Raw genomic sequence first — 23,923 nt, forward strand, 5'->3', positions numbered from 1 at the left:
TGTGGCGTCTCAGACGTCCAGATCATCGCCGACAAATTCGGCGTTTTGCTGAATGTACTTGAAGCGCAGTTCCGGTTTACGGCCCATCAGAGTCTCGACCAGGTCCTCGATATCGCTCTCGTTCTCCGGCAGGGTGACACGCGCCAGGGTCCGCGTTTTCGGGTCCATGGTCGTTTCCTTGAGTTGTGCCGGCATCATCTCGCCCAGACCCTTGAAGCGGCCGATTTCGGGCTTCTTGCCCTTGAACTCTTTTTCAAGGATTTCAAGTCGGTGCGCATCGTCCTTGGCATAGATGATCTTGGTGCCGTGGCTGATGCGGTACAGCGGCGGCATGGCCAGATAGAGGTGACCATTGCGGATCATCGACGGCATGGTGCGGTAGAAATAGGTGATCAGCAGCGAGGCGATGTGGGCCCCGTCCACATCGGCGTCGGTCATGATCACCACACGCTCGTAGCGCAGATCGTCTTCCTTGAAGCGCGCGCCCGGCTGTACGCCCAGAGCCAGCCCGAGATCGGACAGTTCCTGATTGGACTTGGCCTTGTCGGCGGTCGCCGAGGCGATATTGAGGATCTTGCCGCGCAGGGGCAGGATAGCCTGCGTATTGCGGTTACGCGCCTGCTTGGCGGAGCCACCAGCCGAGTCGCCTTCGACGATGAACAACTCGGTGCCAGTGGCGTCCTGACGCGCACAATCGGCCAGCTTGCCCGGCAGACGCAGCTTGCGCGTGGCGGAGGCGCGCTGCACCTCTTTATCCTTGCGCTTTTTCAGGCGGTCCTCGGCGCGTTCGACAACGAACTGCAACAGGCGATCGGCCTGTTTGGGCGAACTGATCAGCCAGTGGTCGAACGGATCGGCCAGCGCCTTTTCGACCAGGCGCTGGGCTTCGCTGGACGACAGGCGGTCCTTGGTCTGGCCCTGAAACTCAGGGTTCTTGATGAAGACCGAGATGACCACGCCGGCTTGCGCCACCACGTCTTCGGCAGTGATGATGCCGCCGCGCTTGTCGCCGGTCATGTCGGCATAGGCCTTCAGCGAGCGGGTGAGCGCGGCGCGCAGGCCCGCCTCATGCGTACCGCCGTCGGGCGTCGGGATGGTGTTGCAATAGGACTGGGTAAAGCCGTCAAATTCGCCGAAACCGGCCCCTGACCAGGTGACGGCCCACTCCACGGCCCCGGCTTCACCTTGCCGTTCCACGCGGCCTGAGAAGATGTCGGTGACGGTTTCGGTCTCCTGCACCCGCTCGGCCAGATAATCGGCCAGACCGTTGGGGAAGTAGAACCTGTCTTCGGGCGGGGTGTGATCGGTGATCTGGCTGGGGTCGCACTTCCAGTGAATCTGCACGCCGCGGAACAGATAGGCTTTCGCTTTCGCCATGCGGTACAGGCGCGCCGGTTTAAAGTGCGCGCCGACGCCGAAAATCTCTTCATCCGGCTTGAAGCGTTCGCGGGTGCCGCGCTTCTTCGACGGCGCGATCTGCTGAATGGGGCCCTGACTGAGGCCGCGCGAAAAGACCTGCTGCCATTCAAACCCGTCGCGCCACACCGTCACTTCGAGGCGCTCGGACAGGGCGTTCACCACCGAGACGCCGACACCGTGCAGACCGCCGGAGGTCTCATAGGCCTTGCCGGAGAACTTACCGCCGGAGTGCAGGACGGTCATGACCACTTCCAGCGCCGACTTGCCGGGGTATTTGGGGTGCAGATCGACGGGGATGCCGCGACCATCATCGCGTACCGACAAATAGCCTTCGGCGTCCAGCTCGACCCAGATGGCCTTGGCATGACCGGCGACGGCCTCGTCCATGGCGTTGTCGAGCACTTCGGCGAACAGATGGTGCATCGCCTTTTCGTCGGTGCCGCCGATATACATGCCCGGACGCTTACGCACGGGCTCCAGCCCTTCAAGCACCTCGATCGCTTCCGCGCCATAGCCTTCGGCGGTCATGGCCGAGGGCTTGGCACCCGGCGTAGCCACCGGTTGCGCCGCCTTGACGGGTTCAGGCTTGGCCGGGGCCGGTTTGGCCGCAGGCGAAGAGGCAGCGTCTGGTTGAGGCACGGGGGCGTCACCGCCGAACAGGGAAGGTTGGGGAGGCGTAGTGGACATGCGCGTACTGTGGACCGATTCGGTGAAATTCCATCCGTCCGGCAAGGGTGGACGTGAACAATCCATAAACAAAAAGGCCGCAAACCCCAAGGGGCTTGCGGCCGATTTCTGTGGCTTAATGCCTGGTGGCTTAGAACGCCGCCTTGAGGGTCAGGGCAACCTGTTCCTTCATGTTATTACGGCCGTCAGCGTTCCAGCCCAGGGGATGGTCGCCGGTGTCCCAGTAACGCAGGTCGAGCGACAGATTTTCGGACAGGGCGTAACCGACGCCGACATTCCAGGTCGTGTAGCTGTCATAGGCCTTTTCCTTCGGCGTACCGGCATAGGCGGTGAAGGAGCCTTCTTGCTTACCAAAAGCGCCCGAAACCGACCATTTGTCGGTCAGCGGATAGGCCGCGTTCAGTTCATAGTAGGGGTTTTCCAGCGTTTCCCAGTTGGTGTAGAGGGTGGCACCAATCGAGCCCTTGCCCATCGGGTGGGTGAAGCCGGCCTTCAGTTCACCGAAGTTCAGCGAGTCTTCATCGGGGTAGGAATAGTAGATGGCACCGAAGTCAAACGCCCAGTTGCCGACGGTCGGCTTCAGGCCGGCGTACAGATCGACTTCCAGCGAAGCGTCCGAACCAAAATCGACGTTCGACGCCCAGGTGCCGGCGTAGAAGGTCCCGTTGGTGTAGTCGATGCCGCCCTGAACAGCCGCATCCTTGCTCGACTGGGAGATGCCGCGCCAGACATAGTTGTTGGTGGCGGCGATGTTGTAGCTGAAAGCGCCTTCGGCGGAAGCGGCGCCAGCGACCAGAGCAGTTGCGGCGATCGTGGCGGCGAGGAGGAACTTCTTCATGATCTGTATCCTGTATTATGGTTCAGATTATATCGACCACAGTACGCAACTGCGGCGTAAATCGAAGTTCAATGTAGCAATTTTTACGTTGCGTACTACCCCCCGCTGAAGGTTTGAGCGGTCTTGATGTAAAATTGTCACGAATTCCTAATGCGACGTTCACAATTGCCAAGTGAATATAATTCATTGTTTTAAAATAAAAAATCCCAAAATTTTAGCCTGAATCCAAACCTTTGTGTTGCCAATGTGGCGGGCATATCTTGCGCTGCAACGTTACTTTTTCGCCGCAGCGCGCAAAAAGCGAATCGCGTTCTCACCACAAGCCGTCTGAGCGAGCGCATAGTGCCTGACATCCACGCAAAAAAATAGGGTGCCTTTCGGCACCCCATCTGTAAGCGTACTGAAGTTCTGATGGCTAGTGGTGAACTTCGTCATGCAGAGCAGAGTCGAGACCGGCTTCTTCATCCGCTTCCGACACGCGCAGGCCCGTGGTGAACTTGCAGATGACAAGGATGATAAAGGTGCCGATGGCGGACCACAGGATCGTAAAGACCAGACCCATGAACTGAGCCCCGACCGAAGCGCCTTCGGCCAGCGGGTTGATCGACGGGTCGGCAAATACCGCCGTCAGGATCGCGCCGAGGAAACCACCCGCACCGTGGATGCCGAAAGCGTCCAGCGAGTCGTCATAGCCCAGCAGGCGCTTCACCCACACCGCCGAGGTGTAGCAGAAGGGACCCGCGATCAGGCCGATGATCAGTGCACCGGTCGGGTTGACGAAACCGGCGGCCGGGGTGATGGCCACGAGGCCCGCCACGATACCGGACAGGATGCCGAGCAGCGACGGCTTGCGGCGGATGGTCCATTCGACCAGCTTCCACGTCAGACCAGCGGCGCAGGCGGCCAGAATGGTGTTCAGCAGAGCGGCGGCGGCGATACCGTCAGCGGCCCATTCCGAACCGGCGTTGAAACCGATCCAGCCAACGAACAGCAGCGAAGCGCCGATCATGACGAAGATCAGGTTGTTCGGTGTCATTTCTTCGGTGCCGTAACCCTTACGTCGGCCAAGGAAGATGGCGGCCACCAGACCAGCGACACCGGAGTTGACGTGAACAACGGCACCACCGGCGAAGTCGAGCACGTGCATGGCCGCCAGATAACCGCCACCCCAGACCTGGTGACAGATCGGCGCATAGATGAAGACCGACCACAGGGCCATGAACAGCAGCAGACCCGACAGCTTGATCCGTTCGGCAAAAGCGCCGGTGATCAGGGCGGGCGTGATGATGGCGAAGGTCATCTGATAGGCGATCCACAGCATTTCCGGCAGGCCGGGCGCCGAGGCATAGGCCGTCGAGGTGGTCACGCCCTTGAGCAGGAACACGTCGAAGCCGCCGATGAATTTGTTGACGGTTTCACCCGGGATGCCGAACAGCGCCTTGTCAGCCACCCCGAAGGACAGGCTGTAGCCGACGACGAACCACAGGACCGCCACGACGCAGGTCACGGCGACCGACTGGGTCACGGTGGCGATGATGTTCTTCTTGCGCACCATACCGCCGTAGAACAGGGCGAGACCCGGCATGGTCATCATCAGCACGAGGGCCGTGGCGACGATGATCCAGGCGGTGCCGGCGGCGTCAAGCGTCAGCGGCTTCTGGTGGGCGAGGAGGACGGGGGCCGGCGCTTCGGCGGCCGCCGTAGGTGTGGCGGCTTCCGAAGCCGGAGCCGCTTCCGAAACCGCAGCTTCGGAGGTGACCGCCGCCGCGTGGGCGACAGTGACGACCGGGGCCGTCACGAGGAGTGCGGCGGAGGCCGCCAGCACTTTTGAGAATTTAATCCACGTTTTCAAGTTATCCCCCTTGGATAAGCGGATGTTGCACCGGCGAAGAGTGCCGCCATGCGTTTGTTTCGCAAAGGGTTTTGTTAAGACATGGCGGGGTGAGGGGGCGTGCGGGGATTTAATGCGTCATTTATGTGTCAATATGGCGGGGTGAAACGCGCAAACCCTGAAAATCAGGTTGGTATCAAATGATATTATAAAAGTATCCGGTGAAACTATATTTTAGACAGCGCTTTCAGAACGGTAATCAGGTCTTTTGACCACCACCCATATGCAAACAAGCCGCCCCAGTTAGGAGCGGCTTGTTCTTTAAAATCAACCCTTTGCGGGGAGATATTGAGCTTAGCCCTTGTAGTACATCTCGAACTCGATCGGGTGCGGACGCAGTTCGAAGGCCATCACTTCTTCCATCTTGAGTTCGATGTAGGAGTCGATGAAATCGTCGTCGAACACGCCGCCCTTCTTGAGGAAGGCGCGGTCCTTGTCGAGGTTGTCGAGGGCTTCACGCAGGCTGCCGCAGACTTCCGGCACGGCCTTTTGCTCTTGCGGCGGCAGGTCGTACAGGTTTTTGTCGGCCGCCGGGCCCGGATCAATGCGGTTTTCGATACCGTCGAGACCAGCCATCAGCAGGGCGGAGAAGGTCAGGTAGGGGTTGCCCAGCGGATCGGGGAAGCGCGCTTCGATACGCTTGCCCTTCGGCGAAGACACCCACGGAATACGGATCGAGGCCGAGCGGTTACGCGACGAATAGGCCAGCTTCACCGGGGCTTCGTAGCCCGGAACCAGACGCTTGTAGGAGTTGGTCGTCGGGTTGGCGAAGGCGTTGATGGCCTTGGCGTGCTTGATGATGCCGCCGATGTACCACAGGCACAGGTCCGACAGACCGGCATACTTGTCACCAGCGAACAGCGGCTTGCCGTTCTTCCAGATCGACTGGTGGACGTGCATACCCGAACCGTTGTCACCGAACATCGGCTTCGGCATGAAGGTCGCGGTCTTGCCATAGGCGTGGGCGACGTTCTGCACGACGTACTTGTAGAGCTGGGTACGGTCGGCCATGGTCAGCATGTCCGAGAACTTCAGGCCGAGCTCGTGCTGGGCCGGCGCCACTTCGTGGTGGTGCTTTTCCGGTTCCATGCCCAGTTCGCCCATGACGGCGAGCATTTCACCGCGCAGGTCCTGGCAGGAGTCCACCGGGTTGACCGGGAAGTAGCCGCCCTTCGGGCCCGGACGGTGACCCATATTGCCTTCGGCGTATTCCTTGGCCGAGTTAATCGGCAGTTCCGACGAGTCGAAGGAGAAGCCGGTGTTGTTCGGCGCGATCGACCAGCGGACGTCGTCGAACAGGAAGAATTCGGCTTCCGGACCGAAATAGACGGTGTCGCCGATGCCGGCCGACTGCACGTAGGCGAGCGCCTTCTTGGCGATCGAGCGCGGGTCGCGGTTATAGGGCTCGTTGGTATCCGGATTGATGACGTCGCAGAACAGGAAGAGGGTGGTCTGCTGATAGAAGGGGTCGATATAGGCCGTCTTCAGGTCCGGGCGCAGCTTCATGTCGGATTCGTTGATGGCCTTCCAGCCGGCGATCGACGAGCCGTCGAACATGGTGCCGTCATTGAGGAAGTCTTCATCGACGAGATCGATGTCGAAGGTCACATGCTGCATCTTGCCGCGAACGTCGGTGAAGCGAACGTCAACATACTTGACGTCCTTTTCCTTGATGAGCTTGAGAATGTCTGCTGCGGTCATTTTTTGACGCCCTGGGTTTTTGGTTGGGTAGTTTGGGGAGGATCAAACCGCTTGCGGTCCGGACTCCCCGGTGCGGATGCGAACGACATCAATGACGTCGCTCACAAAAATCTTGCCGTCGCCAATCTTGCCCGTGCGCGCCGCGGTCTGGATGGCCTCAAGTGCGGCCGGTGCCAGATCGTCGGCAACCACGAGTTCAATTTTGATCTTCGGCAGAAAATCAACAACATATTCCGCACCCCGGTAGAGTTCGGAATGTCCTTTCTGGCGGCCGTAGCCCTTGGCTTCCAGAACGGTCATACCCTGCACGCCGATTTCCTGAAGGGCTTCCTTCACTTCGTCCAGCTTGAAGGGTTTGATAACAGCTTCGATCTTTTTCATGAGCAATCCTGATCACGACCGTTAACAGCGAAAATCTTTTGCATTGCGACAGAATGCAAGCCAGATTCCGGTGAAACAGCTCACTTGACTGTAAAGATTTATTACGATGCGTGAGCGCACCCGTTCTGCCTTTAGCCGCAGTCGGGGGCAAATTCAAAAGGAAATTACGCCTGTTAGCCGATTTGGAAACCGCAACCCCTTTTCCAGCGGGCGCAGGCCTCGCCTGTCAGGCCACATGATTTCCTCTGAAATCATATCACGACCCTAAATCACGCCTTTTGGGCCGTAAAGATAGACCAAAGAGAATTTTTCCCGGCGTCGCTGCCGCACCGGCGAAGAAGTCGCCAAAGAAGCCTCTGGGCCAAAATAAAACCCCCGGATCGTGAAATCCGGGGGTCTTTGAGTATCCGATATCGGATTTTAGTACTCGTAAGACTCTTCGATGGCCTGACCGGCACCGCCTTCGAGAAGGTCGGCAGCGGCGGCTTCGTCAGCCAGACGGTCTTCTTCGAACTGCGCGGCGATAACGTTTTCGCCGGCGGCCTGACGTTCGGCCTCTTCAGCCGAGCGCGCGACGTTGACCGTGATCGAGATCGTGACTTCGGCGTGCAGACGCACCTTAAGGGCGTGCAGACCAAGGGTCTTGATCGGGGTGTCGAGAACGATCTGGTTGCGCTCGACCTTGCCGCCGGTTTCAGCGACGGCGTCAGCAACGTCACGGCCGGTGACCGAACCGTAGAGTTGACCGGTTTCACCCGCCTGACGGATGATCACGTACTGCTGACCGTCGAGTTCAGCGCCTTGGGTTTCGGCAGCCGAGCGAGCGGCGGCGTTACGGGCGACGATCTGTTCCTTCTGAGCTTCGAAGAACTTCAGATTGGCGGTCGTAGCGCGCAGGGCCTTGTGACGCGGCAGCAGGAAGTTACGGGCAAAGCCGTCCTTCACCGACACGACGTCACCGATAACGCCCAGATTTTCAACGCGTTCCAGGAGAACAACTTTCATGGGTGCGTCTCCTTACTTCACGACGTAGGGCAGAAGTGCCAGGAAGCGGGCGCGCTTGATGGCCTTGGCCAGCTCACGTTGCTTCTTTTGCGACACGGCGGTGATGCGCGACGGCACGATCTTGCCGCGCTCGGAGATGTAGCGTTGCAGCAGCTTCACGTCCTTGTAGTCGATCTTCGGAGCATTGGCGCCGGAGAACGGGCACACCTTACGGCGGCGGAAAAACGGACGACGAGCCGGAGCGGAGCCGACGGGAGCGCCCGGAGTGGCGGCGATAGTGTCTTCAGCCATCTTCAGCTCTCCTTATTGCTCAGCGAATTCAGCACGTTCGGAACGCTCAGCGCGCTCCGGACGGTCACGACGCGACAGAACCGGCGACAGTTCCAGATCCAGCTCTTCGACGCGAACGGTCAGGAAGCGGATGACGTCTTCGTTGATCGACAACTGACGTTCCATTTCCTTCACGGCGGCCGCCGGCGCATCAATGGCCAGCAGCGAGTAGTGCGCCTTGCGGTTCTTCTTCACGCGGTAGGTGAGGTTGCGCAGACCCCAGTATTCGATCTTGGCGACCGAGCCGCCCAGTTCTTCGATCAGCGCCTTGAGGGTATCGTTGAGACCTTCCGCCTGTTGCGGCGAAATGTCCTGCCGTGCGAGCACGACGTGTTCATAAAGTGCCATTTGGTCCTCTTCCGTTGAGCGGGGTGGCGCGCATCCGGGCGGAAGCCCCGGACACACGATGGATCATGGCTCCTCACAATGAGGAATGACCACCACGCAAGCGACGCGGGCGCTATAGTCGATAACGCCCGCATAATCAAGTGTCGGTAACCGTGTCAAAACGGCCTGCAACGGACGTTTCACAGCGTTCTGACGCGACTACGGTGTTGGGACAGCCCTATTTCAGGCTGTCGGCAGCCGCCAGCAGGCTGGGCACGTGGGTCGCCGCATTGCCGGAATCGTGGACGAAGGCGATCTTGCCGTCCTTACCAATAATGTAGGAGACGCGACCCGACATCGGCACAGCCGGCATCTTGGCATCGTATTTCTCGGCGATCCTGGCCCCCTTGTCCGAACCGACCGGGAACTTGCCACCGCAGTCCGCCTTTGAGAACTTCTTGAGCGTCGGCACATCATCCGCCGACAGGCCGACGACGCTGATCTTTTTGGCGGCGAACTTGTCCATGTTTTCGGAGAACTGACGCGCTTCCAGCGAGCAGCCGCCGGTGAACGCCTTGGGGTAGAAGTACACAATCACCGGGCCTTGCTTCAAAGCGGATTTCAGCGAAAACGCATGAGTTTCGCCGTTGGTGGCGGCCTCGACCTTGAAGTCGGGGGCCTTGTCGCCAACCTTGAGCGCGGCCAGCGCAGGCGAAGTGGCGGTAAGGGCAAACGCAGCGGCAACCAGAGCGGCACGGATGAGCATGAGACGTCTCCATTGTGTGAAGTGTCTCCATATACGCCGATTTGGCGACCTTGGCTCAGATAATCGACCGGACTTTGACTTGCCAATCGCAATCTGGATGATTGCTATTGGCAAGTGAGGCATTAGTAGGGCGGATTGTGCTTCTCGATAAAGGCCACCACGGCGTCCATGGTCTGCACGCGGGTGGGTTCCCGCGACAGCCAGTGATCCTCTTCTTTCAGAAGGATCAGATCAACCTCCTTACCGGCTTTTTTCAGGGCGTCGCGCATTCGGTAGCTCTGATCAATCGGCACAACCGTGTCGTCCTTGCCGTGGATCAACTGGATGGGGATGGTGATATTAGCGGCCTTCAGGTCCGGCGATACCTCGGCCCAGCGGCTTTCATCGCCCAGAAACCGCTTCCAGTACAGCACCCGCCGCGCTTGTTTGTCATAGCCGACGGACTCTTCTTCGTAAGCGATCATCTTCTTGAGATTGGTCACCGGCGCGATGCCGCTGGCGCAGCGATAGACGCCCGGATCAAGCGCCGCCCCCGCCATGGCCGCATAGCCACCGTAGGAGGCCCCGACAATGCAAACGCGCTTGGGGTCGATCGTCCCTTCCTTGGCCAGATAGCGCACGCCGTCCGACAGGTCGGTCTGCATCTTGCGGCCCCATTCCCCGTAGCCCTTTTCGGTAAAGCTGTCACCGTAGCCGCTCGAACCGCGGAAATTGGGTTGCAATACGGCATACCCGCGCGAGGCGATGGCCTGAGACATCCAGTCATATCTGATGTCGTCATAGGACTCCGGCCCGCCATGCGGCAGGACGATCAGGGGCAGGTTTTTGGCCTCACGACCGGGCGGCAGGGTCAGATAGCCGTTAATCTCCAGCCCATCTGCCGCCTTGTAGGTCACCTTGCGCTTTTCGGCGACCCATTCCGAAGGTACGTCAGGTCGCGTCTGGCCAGCGAGTTTGAAGCTCTTGGTGGTGTAGTCGATATAGTAGTAGGTGCCTGGATCGCCGGGTCCTTCCCCATAGACGATGATCTGGCGGCCATCATCAGACATATCAACCAGCTTTCGGTAGGTATAGTCCGGCATACCTTTCTCGATCAGATGCGGCAGGTTGGCCAGATCGGGAGCAAAAAAGGTATAGGCGGGGCCATCGGGGCTGTAATTGATAAAGCCCGCCAGCTTGCCCGTCGCCGGATGATAGAAGGTGCCGACATTACTGCCCTTGGTATCCAGAGGCTCGCTGAACCGGCCATCCGGGAAGACTTCGTAATAGTTGCCAGCCTTTTCGCCGGCATTGATATAGACCAACACCGATTCGTCATCGCGGCCGCGTCCCACAAGAGACGGCGCGTCCAGCATCTGTTTTTCCGAATAGATCGCGCGCCATTTGCCATTCTGGTGATAGCGCAGGGTCCATATCTTAGTGTCGCGATCATATTCGGCCCGGGCTATGATCTCGCCATCGCCGCGCACAATCCAGTTCTGAACGTGGTAGGGGACTTCGTCCATTACCCGCCCGCGCCCGGTGTTCAGATCAAAATTGTAGAGGCTGCGCAGGCCTTCGTTCTCGATCTTGGTATTGGAGGCGGTGACCCGATACTCGCCCTTGATTTTGACGCGCTGAAAATCCCCCATGACGATGGGATAAAAGCCTCCGGTCTTGTCAAACAGGGCAAAGGTCTTGTTGCGGGGCAGGTCCAGTATCTGTCCGGAATAATACTCGTCCTTTCCGCCAACGAATTCACGCAGATATGCGGCTTGCGACGAAATGAGGATGATACGAGTTGCGTCTCCCCAGAAGAGGCTGCGGACCTTTACGCCGCCGACCCGCATGGCCTTGAAGTCGTTCTTGTCGATGTCGATGTCCATCAGGAAGCGTTCACCGCCCGCGTTCCGGATCAAGGCGACCCGCTTACCATCCGGGGACAAGGCTACTTCGTCGATGGCGGGCAGTTTACTAAAGGCCGTCAGCGGCGGCGGTGTGCCCAGAGTGTTTGCCGCAGGCGCGGTTTCTGCCACGGCGGAAAAAGCGCAGGCCGTCGCAACGCCGGCCAGGACGATGGTCTTCAGAATAGTCATAAAACGCCCCCAATAGTCGCGCAGCGACGCCCCCGTCGCTTGATCATCCACGTCTGGGTTTACGACGGGTTGCGGCAATCTACAACCGTTTTCGATGGGGAGGTGCAGGATGTTGCACGGGGCAGACCGGCGTAAACCCCTTGCCCTTGCGGACGGATTGCCCTAACCCATGCCGCTCAAATCAACTGGTCGGGACAAGGCATTACATGACTTTGGCATTCGTTTTTCCGGGACAGGGCTCTCAGAGCGTCGGCATGGGGAGCGAGCTGTTCGATAATTTCGTGGCCGCCCGTGAGGTCTTCGGCGAAGTCAACGAGGTGTTGGGGCAGGATCTTCTGAAGCTGATGCGCGAAGGGCCGGAAGCCGACCTGACCCTGACAGAAAATGCGCAGCCCGCCCTGATGGCCGTTTCGCTGGCCGTTGTGCGCGTGCTGAAGGCCGATTTCGGCGTCGATGTGGCGAAGGCGGCTTTCTGCGCCGGTCACTCTCTCGGCGAATATTCGGCCCTGGCGGCGATGGAGGTGCTGACGCTTTCGGACGCGGCGAAGCTGCTGAAACTGCGCGGTCAGGCCATGCAGCGCGCCGTACCGGTGGGGCAGGGGGCTATGGCGGCCCTGATCGGGGCGAAGGCCGATCTGGCCCTGGCCGAGGCCGCCTGCGAAGCCGGGCGTGCGGCGGGTATAGTCGTCGTGGCCAATGACAATAATGCCGGGCAGGTGGTGATTTCCGGTGAAAAGGCAGCGGTCGATCTGGCCGTTGAAAAGGCCAAGGAACTGGGCGCCAAGGCCATGTTGCTCAACGTCTCCGCCCCCTTCCACAGCCCGCTGATGCAGCCGGCCGCTGAAGAAATGGCTGCCGCCCTGTCCAAAACCACCTTCCATGATCCGAAGTCTGTGCTGGTGGCCAATGTCACAGCCCAGCCCGTCGGCGACAAGGCACAGTTCGCGCCGCTGCTGATCGAGCAGGTGACGGGACGCGTGCGCTGGCGCGAGTCGGTGCAGTGGCTGGCGCAGGACGGCGGCGTGACGCAGTTTGCCGAGCTTGGCGCGGGCAAGGTGCTGAGCGGCATGATCAAGCGTCTGGCCCCCGACTCCGAAGCCGTGGCGCTGAACGGCGCGGCGGACTTTGAAGCGTTTGCCAAAAGCCTCTGATTTCCTCTTCCTTCTTACAGGAGACACCTATGTTTGAACTGACCGGCAAGACGGCGCTTGTGACCGGGGCCACCGGCGGGCTGGGGGCGCAGATTGCCCGTGCCCTGCATAACCAAGGGGCAAAGGTCGTGCTGTCCGGCACGCGCGAAGCCGTCCTCAACGATCTGGCCGCCGAACTGGGCGAAGGGGCGTTTGTCGCTGCCTGCAACCTGTCGGACGCGGCAGAGGTCGATGGCCTGATTGCCAAGGCCGAGGCGGCGGCGGGCTCACCGCTCGACATCCTTGTCGCCAACGCCGGCATTACCAAGGACGGCCTGATCCTGCGCATGAAGGATGAGGACTGGGAAGCGGTGATCAAGGTCAATCTCGAATCTTACTTCCGCCTGTCGCGCGCCGCCGTGAAGGGGATGATGAAGCGTCGCCACGGCCGCATCATCGGTATTACCTCGGTGGTGGGCGTCATGGGCAATCCGGGGCAGACCAACTATGCTGCCTCGAAGGCAGGCATGATCGGCTTTTCCAAGGCGCTGGCGCAGGAAGTGGCATCGCGCAATATCACCGTCAACTGCATCGCGCCGGGCTTTATCGCCTCGCCGATGACCGATGTCCTCAATGAGCAGCAGCGCGACGGCATCCTGTCGAAAATCCCGGCAGGGGCGCTGGGCGAGGGTACCGATATTGCCGCCGCCGCCGTCTATCTTGCCAGCAATGAAGCCGGTTACGTGACGGGCCAAACCCTGCACGTCAACGGCGGCATGGTGATGATTTAATCCCGTCATCACGTCTTTGTTGTGAAAGACTGGCTTTTCGCGCACTGAAAATGGCTTGAAACCTGCACAGTGTGTGCATAAAAGGCAGTTGGCTTAGATTCCGATACCCGGCCCCTGCAAAGCCATAAGCCGCTTTGGGTCGTGTTTATATAACCTGTTAGAGGGCCTGATATGTCTGAAGTTCTTGAACGTGTTCGCAAGATTGTGATTGATCATCTGGACGCCGATCCGGATAAGGTCACGGAAAAGGCGAGCTTCATCGACGATCTGGAAGCCGACAGCCTCGACATCGTTGAGCTGGTTATGGCTTTCGAAGAAGAATTCGACATCGAAATTCCTGATGACTCGGCCGAGCACATCCTGACCGTTGGCGACGCCGTCAACTACATTCAGGAAAAGCTCTCCGCTTAATCTGAATTGCCGGATTGAGGGCGTGGTTTCGACGGTCAGTGCCGCACCGAAGCCGCGCCCTTCTGCTATTTGCATAACAGGACAGGATTTAAATGGTTCGTCGCGTCGTCATCACCGGTTTGGGTCTTTTGTCGCCTCTGGGCGCGGGTGTGGATATTTCGTGGAAGCGTTTGCTGGATGGGCAATCGGGCGCGGGGACCATTACCGCTTTTGATACCACCGACTATGCCTGCACGGTGGCCTGCGAAATCCCGACGGTCGATGGCCGGGGCGGTGGCGGTCCGGACATCGAAGGCTCCTTCGATCCGTCCACGGTCCTGTCGCCCAAGGAACGCCGCAAGGTCGATGACTTCATCCTCTACGCCATCGCGGCGGCTGATGAAGCGCTCAAGGATGCCGACTGGCACCCCGAAAGCGCCGAAGATCAGGAGCGCACCGGCGTCATGATCGGATCGGGCATCGGCGGTCTGGGCATTATCGCCGACACGGCGCTGGAGCTTCAGGCCAAGGGCCCGAAGCGCATTTCGCCCTTCTTTATCCCGTCCTCGCTGATCAATCTGGCCTCCGGTCAGGTGTCGATCCGTCACGGCCTCAAGGGCCCGAACCATTCGGTCGTTACCGCCTGCGCCACTGGCGCGCACGCCATCGGTGACGCGGCGCGTCTGATCAAGTGCGGCGATGCCGACGTCATGGTCGCCGGCGGGGCCGAATCGGCCATCGTACCCATCGGTATTGCGGGCTTCATCGCCTGCCGCGCCCTGTGCACGGCCTTCAACGATCAGCCGACCAAGGCCTCGCGCCCCTATGATAAGGACCGTGACGGCTTCGTCATGGGCGAAGGCGCGGGCATCGTGGTGCTGGAAGAATACGAACACGCCAAGGCGCGTGGCGCCAAGATCTACGCCGAAGTGCTGGGCTACGGCCTGTCGGGCGACGCCTATCACATTACCGCGCCGTCGGAAGACGGCGACGGCGGCTACCGCGCCATGGTCGCGGCGGCCAAAAACGCGGGTATCGACCCGACCGAAATCGACTACGTCAATTCGCACGGCACCTCGACCATGGCGGACGGCATCGAGCTGAAGGCCATTGAGAAGTTTCTGGGTGAACGTGCGGCGACGGGCACGGTGTCCTCGACCAAGTCGGCGATCGGCCACCTGCTCGGTGGGGCGGGCGCGGTCGAAGCCATCTTCTGCGCCCTGGCCATCCGCGACCAGATCGCGCCGCCGACCATCAATCTCGACAATCCGGCCTATGAAACGCCCATCGACCTTGTGCCGCACAAGGCCAAGCCGATGACGATTAACAAGGTTCTGTCGAATTCCTTTGGCTTTGGCGGCACCAATGCTGCCCTGATCCTCGGCAAAGTGGACTAAGATGGCGAAACAGAAGGCCCGCCCAGCCCCGCGGCGCAAGAACCGGCGTCTGATGGCGCCGGTGGCGGGCCTCATGTCCGGTATCGTCCTGCTGCTTCTGGCGGCAGGACTGTTTGTTTTTGCCAACACCTACGGCCCCGGACCTTCGGCGAAATCCGGAAACGTCACCGCCGTGACGGTCGAACGCGGGCAGGGGCTCAATGCCATAGCGCGCAAGCTGAAACAGCAGGGCGTCATTCGTTCGGTGACCTTTTTCCGCATCGCCGCCAAGCTGGATGGCCGCGACAACGCCCTGCGCGCCGGCACCTATGAATTTCCATCGCGCCTGTCGATGATCGGCGTCCTGCATCAGATCCTTGAAGGCCGTGTGGTGCAGCACTTCATCACCATCCCCGAAGGCCGCACCTCGGCGCAGGCCGTGCGGATACTAATGGCGACGCAGGGCCTGACCGGCGATGTCGAAGTGCCGCCGGAAGGCTCGATCCTGCCCGAAACCTATCAGTACGAAATCGGTGAAACCCGTCAGTCTGTGCTGGACCGGATGCTGGCCGCCGGGCGTGAGACGCTGGATGAACTGTGGGCCGGGCGTGCAAAGGATTTGCCGCTGAAGACTAAGGAAGAGGCCCTGATCCTTGCTTCTGTGGTCGAGAAGGAAACGGGTCTGGCCAATGAGCGTCCGAAGGTTGCGGCTGTGTTTGTGAATCGCCTGCGTAACGGGATGCGCCTGCAATCGGACCCGACCGTCGTCTATGCGGTGTCCAAGGGCGAGCCTTTGGGGCGTGGTCTGAAACGCTCTGAACTGGATGCGCCCAGCCCGTGGAACACCTATCTGATCGACGGTCTGCCTGTTACGCCGATCGCCAATCCGGGTAAGGCCTCACTGAAGGCCGTGCTCAATCCGCCACCCACCAAAGACGTCTATTTCGTCGCCGATGGCACGGGCGGTCACGTTTTCGCCGAAACCTATGAGCAGCACCTGATCAATGTCGCCAAATGGCGTCAGATCGAGGCACAGGATAAGGGAATCGCGGCCGCCCGCCCTGCCAAGGACACCGGTAAATGACCCTGTCGAGCATGACCGGCTTTGGCCGGGTAGAAGGCCATCATGGGACTGTCGCCTGGGTCTATGAGGTGCGCTCGGTCAACGGGCGCTCGCTGGATCTCAAGACGCGCGTGCCCTCGGGCTACGACTATGTGGAGAGGGCGGCGCGCGATCTGGTCAAGCACCGTTTCCAGCGCGGGCAGGTGTCGCTGACTCTCAGTGTGCAGACAACCGAGGTCCAGACGGGCTACAGCGTCAATCACGCTGTCCTCAACCAGTATCTCGAAGTGGGGCAGGGCCTGATGCAGGCCGGTCAGGCGACCATGCCCTCACTGGACGGGCTTCTGTCCCTGCGTGGCGTCATTGAAGCGGCCAGTGCGGAAACGGATACCGACGTCGCGGCGCTGGAAGCGCCTCTGCTGGCCGATCTGGGGGCGGTGCTGGAGCATCTGAAGACCGCGCGTCAGGATGAGGGGCGGGCGTTGTATGACCTGCTGACCCAGCACTTGAGCGCCATGACCGACGCTGTGGATCGGGCCGAGGCGCTGGCGGCGCAGCAGACCGAAGTAATCCGCGAACGCTTCACCCGGCGTCTGAATGAGCTACTGCCCGATGCTGACCTTCAGGAGCGCATCCTTCAGGAAGCGGCCGTCATGGCCGTCAAGGCCGATGTGCGCGAGGAACTGGATCGTCTGCGCACCCATATCGCCTCGGCGCACACGCTTCTCAGCGACAGCCAGTCGCAGGGGCGCAAGCTCGACTTCCTGTCGCAGGAATTCATGCGCGAAGCCAATACCCTCTGTTCGAAAGCCGCTTTCAGCGACCTGACCAAGGTCGGTCTGGAGTTAAAGTCGGTTATCGACCAGTTCCGAGAACAGGTTCAAAACGTAGAGTAATATGCCTAATTCCCAACGTCTTCGCCGCGGCCTCATGCTGATCGTTTCCTCGCCTTCGGGCGCGGGCAAGACCTCGCTGTGCCGCCGCCTGATGGCCGATCACGCCGATCTGGATCTATCCATTTCGGTGACCACGCGCTCACCGCGCCCCGGTGAAAAGGACGGTCGCGAATACCACTTCATCAGCGACGCCGAGATGGACGATCTGGTCAAAAACGACGCCCTGCTGGAATGGGCGGCGGTGCACGACCACCGCTATGGCTCGCCGCGCGAACCGGTGGAAAAAGCCCTGTCTCAGGGCCAGAACGTGTTGTTCGACATCGACTGGCAGGGGGCACAACGCATCTCGGCCAAGGCCCCCTCAGACGTGGTGCGCGTCTTCATCCTGCCGCCGTCGATGGAGGAACTGAAGCGCCGTCTCTATGCCCGTGCACAGGACGCCGACGACGTCATCCAGCGCCGTCTCAGCCGGGCCAAGGGCGAGATCGCCCACTGGGCCGAATACGACTACGTGATTCTGAATGACGATTTCGACCGGTCCTATGCCGAACTGGTGCATATCTATCATTCAGAAACGGCGCGCCGGTCACGTGGCCTGTGGATCGCCCCGTTTGTCGATGAACTGATGAGCGAGCCGCTTTAGAGCGATGTGCGGAAACGAAGTTAAGCGAAGCCAAAAGTGTGAGCGGTTTTCCGCAAAAAAATCGCGACAAAACAAAAATTTAGAGCGAAATGGCGTTTCCGCTCATAGACATTTCGCTCTAAGCGCAAAAGAGGAAGGGGTCTCGCCTCCTTCACCCCGGAACTATAAAGCCCTCCGAACGGTTCGGAGGGCTTTTTTACTTACTTTTGGGCCGGGCTGGTTTCGAGCTTGAGATAGGCGATCAGATTGTGGCGCTCCGTCTCGTCCTTGATACCCATGAACCCCATCTTGGTGCCGGGTACGGTGCTTTGCGGGTGGGTGAGATAGTCATCAAGCGTGGCAAAGTCCCACACGGCGTTGTGGCCCTTCATCGCATCGCTGTACTGATAATCGGCCTTGCTGCCCGACTTGCGACCGAATACGCCGTAAAGGTTGGGGCCGACCATATTGGCCCCGCCTTCGACCAGCGTATGGCACGAGCGGCACTTGTTCCACGCCTTCTCACCCGCCTTCAGATCGGCGGTATTGTAGGGGGCGGGCAGGGTGGCGAGTTTGGCTGCTAACTCGGCCGGTGAAGGTCCCTCAACCGCCGGCAGATTGGCTTGCGCTGAACCGCTGTCGCCTGCCGTCTCTGCGGGTTTGTCGCCGCACGCCGACAGACACAGGGCAAGGGTCAGGGTACCGAAAAACAGAGATGCGCGCATCAAACTCTCCATGGATTTAGCCATGGGTTTAGCTGACGCCGTGGGCGTTGGCGAGGGGGGACGATCCTGTGGCCTGCGGCGGCTTGCCGCAGGACAGACGTCTGCATACGAAAAGGCCGCACCCGACAAAGAGCACGGCCATTGTAAAATCAATAGCTTTCAGAAAAAACCTTATGAGCGACGGTAATTCTCGTCCATGTCCTGAGAATTGAGACGCTCCTCGGAACCGTCGATAAAAATGCGGTATTCGACAGAACCCGCCTTGTTCACCTCGCCCTGCTCGATGCGATTGATGACCGCCGGTCCCCCGTAGCGCGCCACAAGCTCCGGGTCGCGGATCAGGTGATTGACCGTCGGCATGGCGGCGAAGTCGAAATCGTCCGAGGCGAACACCTCTTCACCGGTATTGTTGTCGAAAAAGCGGTAGGCCAGTCCGGGCATAATCCATCTCCCATCTTTGTGGTTGAAGGATCAGGATGCGCCCGGCCCGGTAAATAATCAATGCGCGCAATGCCGCAGGTGAGGCCGTCAAAACTGCAAGTGGACTCTCAGAAAAATGCACCTGATTATTTGTTTTCAGACGCTTTTTGAATATCGGCGGCCAGTTGATCCACTCGCGCCGGGTCGGCGTCCCAGGCGAACATGAATCGCGCCCCGCCACCGATGAAGGTATAGAAGCGCCAGCCTTTGGCGCGCAGGGCATCCAGAACAGCCTCCGGCGCCTTGAGGAAGACGGCATTGGCCTGCACGGCAAACATGGGCTCTATTTCCGGCAAACCGGAAATTTTCTCGGCTAGGCGGCGGGCGCAGGCATTGGCGTGCTGACCGTTTCTCAGCCACGCCCCGTCCTTGATCATACCCAGCCACGGCGCGGCCAGAAAACGCATCTTGGAGGCCAGTTGCCCGGCCTGTTTGCAGCGATAGTCGAAGTCCTGCGCCAGGCCGCGATCAAAAAACAAAATGGCCTCGCCGACGCCCATACCGTTCTTGGTGCCGCCGAAGCACAACACATCGACCCCGGCCTTCCACGTTATGTCTGCCGGGCTACAGTTGAGTGCCGCGCAGGCATTGGCAAAGCGCGCCCCGTCCATATGCAGACGCAGACCCAGTTCGCGGCAGACGGCGGCAATGGCCTTTACCTCCTCGATGGCATAGACGAGGCCGGTTTCGGTGGGTTGGGTGATGGTGACGGCGCGCGGCTTGGGGAAGTGGATGTCGGAACGGCTGGTGGCCAGCGCGCGGATGGCCTCCGGCGTCAGCTTGCCGTCGGTTGAGGCCGCCACCAATAGCTTCGAACCATTGGAGAAGAATTCCGGCGCACCGCATTCGTCGGTCTCGACGTGGGCCGAGGCCGAGCAGATGACGCTGTGATAGGACTGGCACAGAGAGGCCAGGGCCAGTGAATTGGCCGCCGTGCCATTGAAGGCAAAGAAGACCTCGGCCTCATGCTCGAACAGGTCGCGCAGGGCGTCGGCGGCGCGCTGAGTCCAGGGGTCGTCGCCATAGGCCGGCACCGAGCCGGCATTGGCCTCGTGCATGGCGTTCCACGCGTCGGGGCAGATGCCCGCATAGTTATCGCTGGCGAATTGCTGCGGGGCGAGGGTGGTCAGCGGCAGGGCGGTATCCGGCATGGGGCGTCTCTCAGATAGAACGAGTTTTGCGACGCGTGAGCCTAGGTCCCGTTGGTTGCCGGTTCGGCCGCATCTCCGTTTCCGGACGCCACCTTGCCGGGAAGGGCAGGTTGGCGTTAAGCGCGTCGCTTAACTCTGGATGCCGTTTCGCCATAACCGTTCATAAGCGCTTTCGCAAGCGAAAGTTTCTGCGGAAACCGCTGGCGGGGCCCGATCCGGCCTCCCTTGAATATGGGTGGGAAAGTCCCACATTCAGCCTAGGTTCAGCCGAGGAATCGTCTAAGGTGAATGGTGAACCCCTGCGCAGACATTGCGCGTATATATCCGGAGAACGCGCCCTTTTTCTTTACGCAGGGTGGTCGTTGGACGCCCTTGGCGAGGCGCGCTGTCCGGCTCAGGAGTAAGTAATGTTTGATGTTCTGACCATACCCGTATTGCCTTTGAGGGATATCGTGGTGTTCCCGCACATGGTCGTGCCGCTGTTTGTCGGACGTGAAAAATCCGTGCAGGCGCTCGATGAGGTGATGAAGGGCGACAAGCAGATCCTGCTAGCCACCCAGAAAAATTCCGGCGACGATGATCCCGAAGCCGATGCCATCTATGACATCGGCGTGCTGGCCAATGTGCTGCAATTGCTAAAATTGCCCGATGGCACGGTCAAGGTGCTGGTCGAGGGCAAGTCGCGCGCCAAGATCAAGGGCTTTACCGGTCGTACCGAGTTTTATGAGGCGGAGGCCTACGCGCTGGAGCCCGCCGTTACGCAGGGGCCGGACCTCGAAGCGCTGGTGCGCGCCGTCACCGACCAGTTCGAAAACTACATCAAGCTGAACAAGAAGATTCCGCCGGAAGCCCTTCAGGCCTTGGCCGAAGTGTCGGAAGCCGACGTGCTGGCCGACTCGATTGCCGCGCATCTGGTCATCAAGATCGGCGAAAAGCAGCAGCTTCTGGAGCAACTGGCGGTGGCCAAGCGTCTGGAGCAGATCTATGCCCTGATGGAAGGCGAGATCAGCGTCCTTCAGGTCGAAAAGAAGATCCGTTCGCGCGTCAAGCGACAGATGGAAAAGACCCAGCGCGAATATTATCTGAACGAGCAGATGAAGGCCATTCAGCGCGAACTGGGTGAGCAGGACGACGCCAAGGACGAGATTCTCGAACTCGAAAAGAAGATCAAGGCCACCAAGCTCAGCAAGGAAGCCCGCGCCAAGGCGACATCCGAGCTGAACAAGCTGCGTCACATGTCGCCCATGTCGGCGGAATCGACCGTGGTGCGCAACTATCTCGACTGGTTGCTGGCCATTCCTTGGGGGGCGTCGAAGCCCAAGCCCATCGACCTCAGCAAGGCCGAAGACACGCTCGATGCCGACCATTACGGGCTTGAGAAGGTCAAGGAACGCATCCTTGAGCATCTGGCCGTGCAGGCGCGTATGGGCACGCTGAAAGGCCCCATCCTGTGCCTTGTCGGGCCCCCGGGGGTCGGTAAGACCTCGCTTGGCAAGTCTATCGCCAAGGCGACGGGCCGCGAATTCGTGCGCATCAGCCTCGGCGGCGTGCGCGACGAATCGGAAATCCGGGGCCACCGCCGCACCTATATCGGCTCCATGCCGGGTAAGATCATTCAGTCGATGAAGAAGGCCAAGACCACCAATGCCTTCTTCCTGCTCGATGAAATCGACAAGATGGGTGCCGACTGGCGCGGCGACCCGGCTTCGGCCCTGCTCGAAGTGCTGGATCCGGCGCAGAATTCGACCTTTAACGACCATTATCTGGAGGTCGATTACGACCTGTCCAAGATCATGTTCGTGACGACGGCCAATTCGCTCAACATGCCGCAGCCCCTGCTGGACCGCATGGAGATCATCCGCATCCCCGGCTATACCGAGGATGAAAAGGTCGAAATCGCCAAGCGCCACATCCTGCCGTCTCTGGCCAAGGATCACGGCCTGAAAGGCGACGAATGGATCGTGCCGGAACAGGCCATCCGCGACCTGATCCGCTATTACACCCGTGAAGCGGGGGTGCGCTCGCTGGAGCGCGAGCTGGGCAATCTGGCGCGCAAGACCATCCGTGACCTGGCGCGTGAAAAGGTCAGCTCGATCACGGTGGATGAGGCGCGTCTGGCCAAATATGCCGGCGTGCGCAAATTCCACTATGGCGAAACCGACGAGACCGATCAGGTCGGTATCGTCACGGGCCTCGCCTGGACGGAATTTGGCGGCGACATCCTGACCATCGAAGCCATCAAGATGCCCGGCAAGGGCAATATGAAGGTCACGGGTAACCTCAAGGACGTGATGAAGGAATCCGTTTCGGCGGCCAATTCCTACGTCAAGGCACTGGCGCCGAAGTTCGGCATCCTGCCGCCGGTCTTTGAACGCACCGACGTCCACGTGCACGTGCCCGAAGGCGCGACCCCCAAGGACGGCCCCTCTGCCGGTGTGGCCATGGTCACGGCCATGGTTTCGGTCCTGACCGGCATTCCGGTGCGCAAGGATATCGCCATGACCGGTGAAATCACCCTGCGCGGTCGCGTGCTGGCCATCGGCGGCCTGAAGGAAAAGCTGCTGGCGGCCCTGCGTTCGGGCGTCAAGACGGTGCTGATCCCCAAGGAGAATGAGAAGGACCTGGCGGAGTTGCCGGAGAATGTGAAGGCCGGTCTGGAGATCATTCCGGTCAGCCATGTCGAGCAGGTGCTGACCCACGCCCTGACCAAACCGCTCGAATCCATCGAATGGGTGGAGCCGGTGATTCCGCCTCCCGCCGTGCCTGTGGCGGACGATGGAGATGGTCTCACGGCCCATTGACACCTGAGAGATGTGCTATTTTGGCGTGCAAATGCCAAAAGGGTTGAAAATAAAGAGCGGAATTTGCAGGCTAAGCGCCTCAAATTTCGCTCTTTTTTGTGTAAGTCCTTAAAAAAACTCGGTTTGCAGTGCAAAAAGTGCTATTTCGCTTTTGACGTGCCGGGGTTTTTGTAGTCTCTATCGGGTCCACCCGCCGACGACTCGCTGAGTCCGACAGGGAACGGTTCACACAAATGCCCGTCATGGCGGGCAGGGAGAAACTTATGACGACCAAAGCTGAACTCGTGGCCGCCATTGCCGATCAGGCGGGCCTGACCAAGGAACAAGCCAAGAAGGCCGTTGACGCCTTCACCGACTCCGTCGTGGACGCCCTGAAAAAGGGTGAAGAAGTCCGCCTCGTCGGCTTCGGCACCTTCCTCGCTGTGAAGCGCGAAGCCGGCACGGCCCGTAACCCGCGCACCGGCGAAACCGTGTCGCGTCCGGCTTCCGTCACCGCGCGCTTCCGCGTTGGCGAAGGCCTGAAGAACGCCCTGAACGGCTAATACCACTCACAGAATTTAAGCCGAAACGGCTTGACTTCGGGACCGGAGGTTGGCATTGACCGGCCTCCGGTTTTTTATGTCCGGTCCCCTGTGGAGGGGCGATTAGCTCAGCTGGCAGAGCGGCTCGTTTACACCGAGTAGGTCGGCGGTTCGATCCCGTCATCGCCCACCAAATACCTGAATTAAATCAAGTATTTACCGAAAATCGACAGAATGGGCCTCCGGGTTGCCCCGATGTGTATCACCACACGATCCCGGAACAGTCGTTTTACCCTGTAGAATCAAACACTAAGGCATCCGAAAGTGTTGCCCCGTTTTGTAGCACCAGTGTGCCAAGCAGGGCTGTCAGACTGTTTGGTGATCGTCGGCCGACATCATCTTCAAAAATGACATCCAAACCATCGATGCGCGGTTCGTCGAAACCGTCTGGGATGGTCGATACAGATCGGCCGGAAAATGACAGGCGCGCATCATCCCGCCAAAAGCATGGGATGTTCGTCAGGGGACGGTCATTCTATGTTCGATGGAAAGTGCCC

General features: G+C 59.9%; 22 protein-coding genes, 1 tRNA gene and 1 riboswitch. Of the genes, 10 read left to right on the forward strand and 13 right to left on the reverse strand.

Annotation, left to right across the window (positions count from 1 at the left end; translation table 11 throughout):
* Nucleotides 1–9: 9 nt before the first annotated feature.
* From parE to PQU94_RS12235, 10 genes are all read right to left on the reverse strand, one after another.
* Nucleotides 10–2,106, reverse strand: coding sequence for a DNA topoisomerase IV subunit B (parE, locus tag PQU94_RS12190; RefSeq protein WP_272741732.1), 2,097 nt, complete (start codon nucleotides 2,104–2,106; stop codon nucleotides 10–12).
* Nucleotides 2,107–2,236: 130 nt separating this feature from the next.
* Nucleotides 2,237–2,944: a TorF family putative porin gene (locus tag PQU94_RS12195; protein ID WP_272741733.1), complete on the reverse strand. Its 708-nt coding sequence runs from the start codon at nucleotides 2,942–2,944 to the stop codon at nucleotides 2,237–2,239.
* A 415-nt stretch (nucleotides 2,945–3,359) separates the two neighbouring features.
* Nucleotides 3,360–4,796, reverse strand: coding sequence for an ammonium transporter (locus tag PQU94_RS12200; protein ID WP_272741734.1), 1,437 nt, complete (start codon nucleotides 4,794–4,796; stop codon nucleotides 3,360–3,362).
* 333 nt (nucleotides 4,797–5,129) lie between these two features.
* Nucleotides 5,130–6,536, reverse strand: a complete 1,407-nt coding sequence (gene glnA / locus PQU94_RS12205) for a type I glutamate--ammonia ligase (protein ID WP_272741735.1) — start codon at nucleotides 6,534–6,536, stop codon at nucleotides 5,130–5,132.
* 42 nt (nucleotides 6,537–6,578) lie between these two features.
* A complete protein-coding gene (locus PQU94_RS12210) occupies nucleotides 6,579–6,917 on the reverse strand; it encodes a P-II family nitrogen regulator (protein WP_013480241.1) in 339 nt (112 codons plus the stop codon).
* A gap of 420 nt (nucleotides 6,918–7,337) precedes the next feature.
* Complete coding sequence (gene rplI, locus PQU94_RS12215) at nucleotides 7,338–7,922, reverse strand: 50S ribosomal protein L9 (RefSeq protein ID WP_272741736.1); 585 nt, start codon at nucleotides 7,920–7,922, stop codon at nucleotides 7,338–7,340.
* A gap of 12 nt (nucleotides 7,923–7,934) precedes the next feature.
* Nucleotides 7,935–8,213, reverse strand: coding sequence for a 30S ribosomal protein S18 (gene rpsR / locus PQU94_RS12220; protein WP_013480244.1), 279 nt, complete (start codon nucleotides 8,211–8,213; stop codon nucleotides 7,935–7,937).
* A gap of 12 nt (nucleotides 8,214–8,225) precedes the next feature.
* On the reverse strand, nucleotides 8,226–8,600 hold the full coding sequence (gene rpsF / locus PQU94_RS12225; protein ID WP_013480245.1) for a 30S ribosomal protein S6: 375 nt from the start codon (nucleotides 8,598–8,600) through the stop codon (nucleotides 8,226–8,228).
* Nucleotides 8,601–8,817: 217 nt separating this feature from the next.
* Complete coding sequence (locus PQU94_RS12230) at nucleotides 8,818–9,345, reverse strand: peroxiredoxin (protein WP_272741737.1); 528 nt, start codon at nucleotides 9,343–9,345, stop codon at nucleotides 8,818–8,820.
* A 122-nt stretch (nucleotides 9,346–9,467) separates the two neighbouring features.
* Nucleotides 9,468–11,420, reverse strand: coding sequence for an alpha/beta hydrolase family protein (locus PQU94_RS12235; RefSeq protein ID WP_272741738.1), 1,953 nt, complete (start codon nucleotides 11,418–11,420; stop codon nucleotides 9,468–9,470).
* A 206-nt stretch (nucleotides 11,421–11,626) separates the two neighbouring features.
* Between PQU94_RS12235 and fabD the strand changes: the two genes are divergently transcribed.
* From fabD to gmk, 7 genes are all read left to right on the forward strand, one after another.
* Nucleotides 11,627–12,571, forward strand: coding sequence for an ACP S-malonyltransferase (gene fabD / locus PQU94_RS12240; protein WP_272741739.1), 945 nt, complete (start codon nucleotides 11,627–11,629; stop codon nucleotides 12,569–12,571).
* A 29-nt stretch (nucleotides 12,572–12,600) separates the two neighbouring features.
* On the forward strand, nucleotides 12,601–13,341 hold the full coding sequence (fabG, locus tag PQU94_RS12245) for a 3-oxoacyl-[acyl-carrier-protein] reductase (protein ID WP_272741740.1): 741 nt from the start codon (nucleotides 12,601–12,603) through the stop codon (nucleotides 13,339–13,341).
* Between the two features lie 171 nt (nucleotides 13,342–13,512).
* A complete protein-coding gene (locus tag PQU94_RS12250; protein ID WP_013480251.1) occupies nucleotides 13,513–13,752 on the forward strand; it encodes an acyl carrier protein in 240 nt (79 codons plus the stop codon).
* A 92-nt stretch (nucleotides 13,753–13,844) separates the two neighbouring features.
* Complete coding sequence (gene fabF / locus PQU94_RS12255) at nucleotides 13,845–15,128, forward strand: beta-ketoacyl-ACP synthase II (RefSeq protein ID WP_272741741.1); 1,284 nt, start codon at nucleotides 13,845–13,847, stop codon at nucleotides 15,126–15,128.
* A gap of 1 nt (nucleotide 15,129) precedes the next feature.
* A complete protein-coding gene (mltG, locus tag PQU94_RS12260) occupies nucleotides 15,130–16,191 on the forward strand; it encodes an endolytic transglycosylase MltG (protein WP_272741742.1) in 1,062 nt (353 codons plus the stop codon).
* On the forward strand, nucleotides 16,188–17,066 hold the full coding sequence (locus tag PQU94_RS12265; RefSeq protein WP_272741743.1) for a YicC/YloC family endoribonuclease: 879 nt from the start codon (nucleotides 16,188–16,190) through the stop codon (nucleotides 17,064–17,066). Before mltG ends, PQU94_RS12265 begins: the two co-directional genes overlap by 4 nt.
* A gap of 1 nt (nucleotide 17,067) precedes the next feature.
* Nucleotides 17,068–17,709 carry a guanylate kinase gene (gene gmk, locus PQU94_RS12270; protein WP_272741744.1) on the forward strand — a complete coding sequence of 214 codons (642 nt, stop codon included), beginning with the start codon at nucleotides 17,068–17,070 and terminating at the stop codon, nucleotides 17,707–17,709.
* A 200-nt stretch (nucleotides 17,710–17,909) separates the two neighbouring features.
* Here gmk and PQU94_RS12275 read toward each other — a convergent pair whose 3' ends face one another.
* The 3 genes from PQU94_RS12275 to PQU94_RS12285 all read right to left on the reverse strand — a co-directional run bounded on the left by PQU94_RS12275 (nucleotide 17,910) and on the right by PQU94_RS12285 (nucleotide 20,044).
* Nucleotides 17,910–18,413 carry a c-type cytochrome gene (locus PQU94_RS12275; protein ID WP_272741745.1) on the reverse strand — a complete coding sequence of 168 codons (504 nt, stop codon included), beginning with the start codon at nucleotides 18,411–18,413 and terminating at the stop codon, nucleotides 17,910–17,912.
* 171 nt (nucleotides 18,414–18,584) lie between these two features.
* Nucleotides 18,585–18,854: a hypothetical protein gene (locus PQU94_RS12280; RefSeq protein ID WP_272741746.1), complete on the reverse strand. Its 270-nt coding sequence runs from the start codon at nucleotides 18,852–18,854 to the stop codon at nucleotides 18,585–18,587.
* A gap of 125 nt (nucleotides 18,855–18,979) precedes the next feature.
* Nucleotides 18,980–20,044, reverse strand: coding sequence for a threonine aldolase family protein (locus PQU94_RS12285; protein WP_272741747.1), 1,065 nt, complete (start codon nucleotides 20,042–20,044; stop codon nucleotides 18,980–18,982).
* 41 nt (nucleotides 20,045–20,085) lie between these two features.
* A riboswitch (SAM-I-IV-variant riboswitch) is annotated at nucleotides 20,086–20,192 on the reverse strand.
* 259 nt (nucleotides 20,193–20,451) lie between these two features.
* Between PQU94_RS12285 and lon the strand changes: the two genes are divergently transcribed.
* From lon to PQU94_RS12300, 3 genes are all read left to right on the forward strand, one after another.
* Complete coding sequence (gene lon / locus PQU94_RS12290; protein WP_272741748.1) at nucleotides 20,452–22,845, forward strand: endopeptidase La; 2,394 nt, start codon at nucleotides 20,452–20,454, stop codon at nucleotides 22,843–22,845.
* A 263-nt stretch (nucleotides 22,846–23,108) separates the two neighbouring features.
* Nucleotides 23,109–23,387: an HU family DNA-binding protein gene (locus PQU94_RS12295; protein WP_013480260.1), complete on the forward strand. Its 279-nt coding sequence runs from the start codon at nucleotides 23,109–23,111 to the stop codon at nucleotides 23,385–23,387.
* Nucleotides 23,388–23,483: 96 nt separating this feature from the next.
* Nucleotides 23,484–23,559, forward strand: a tRNA-Val gene (locus PQU94_RS12300).
* Nucleotides 23,560–23,923: the final 364 nt, after the last annotated feature.

This window comes from Asticcacaulis currens (assembly GCF_028550395.1).
In the GTDB taxonomy this organism is placed as follows: Bacteria; Pseudomonadota; Alphaproteobacteria; order Caulobacterales; family Caulobacteraceae; genus Asticcacaulis; species Asticcacaulis currens.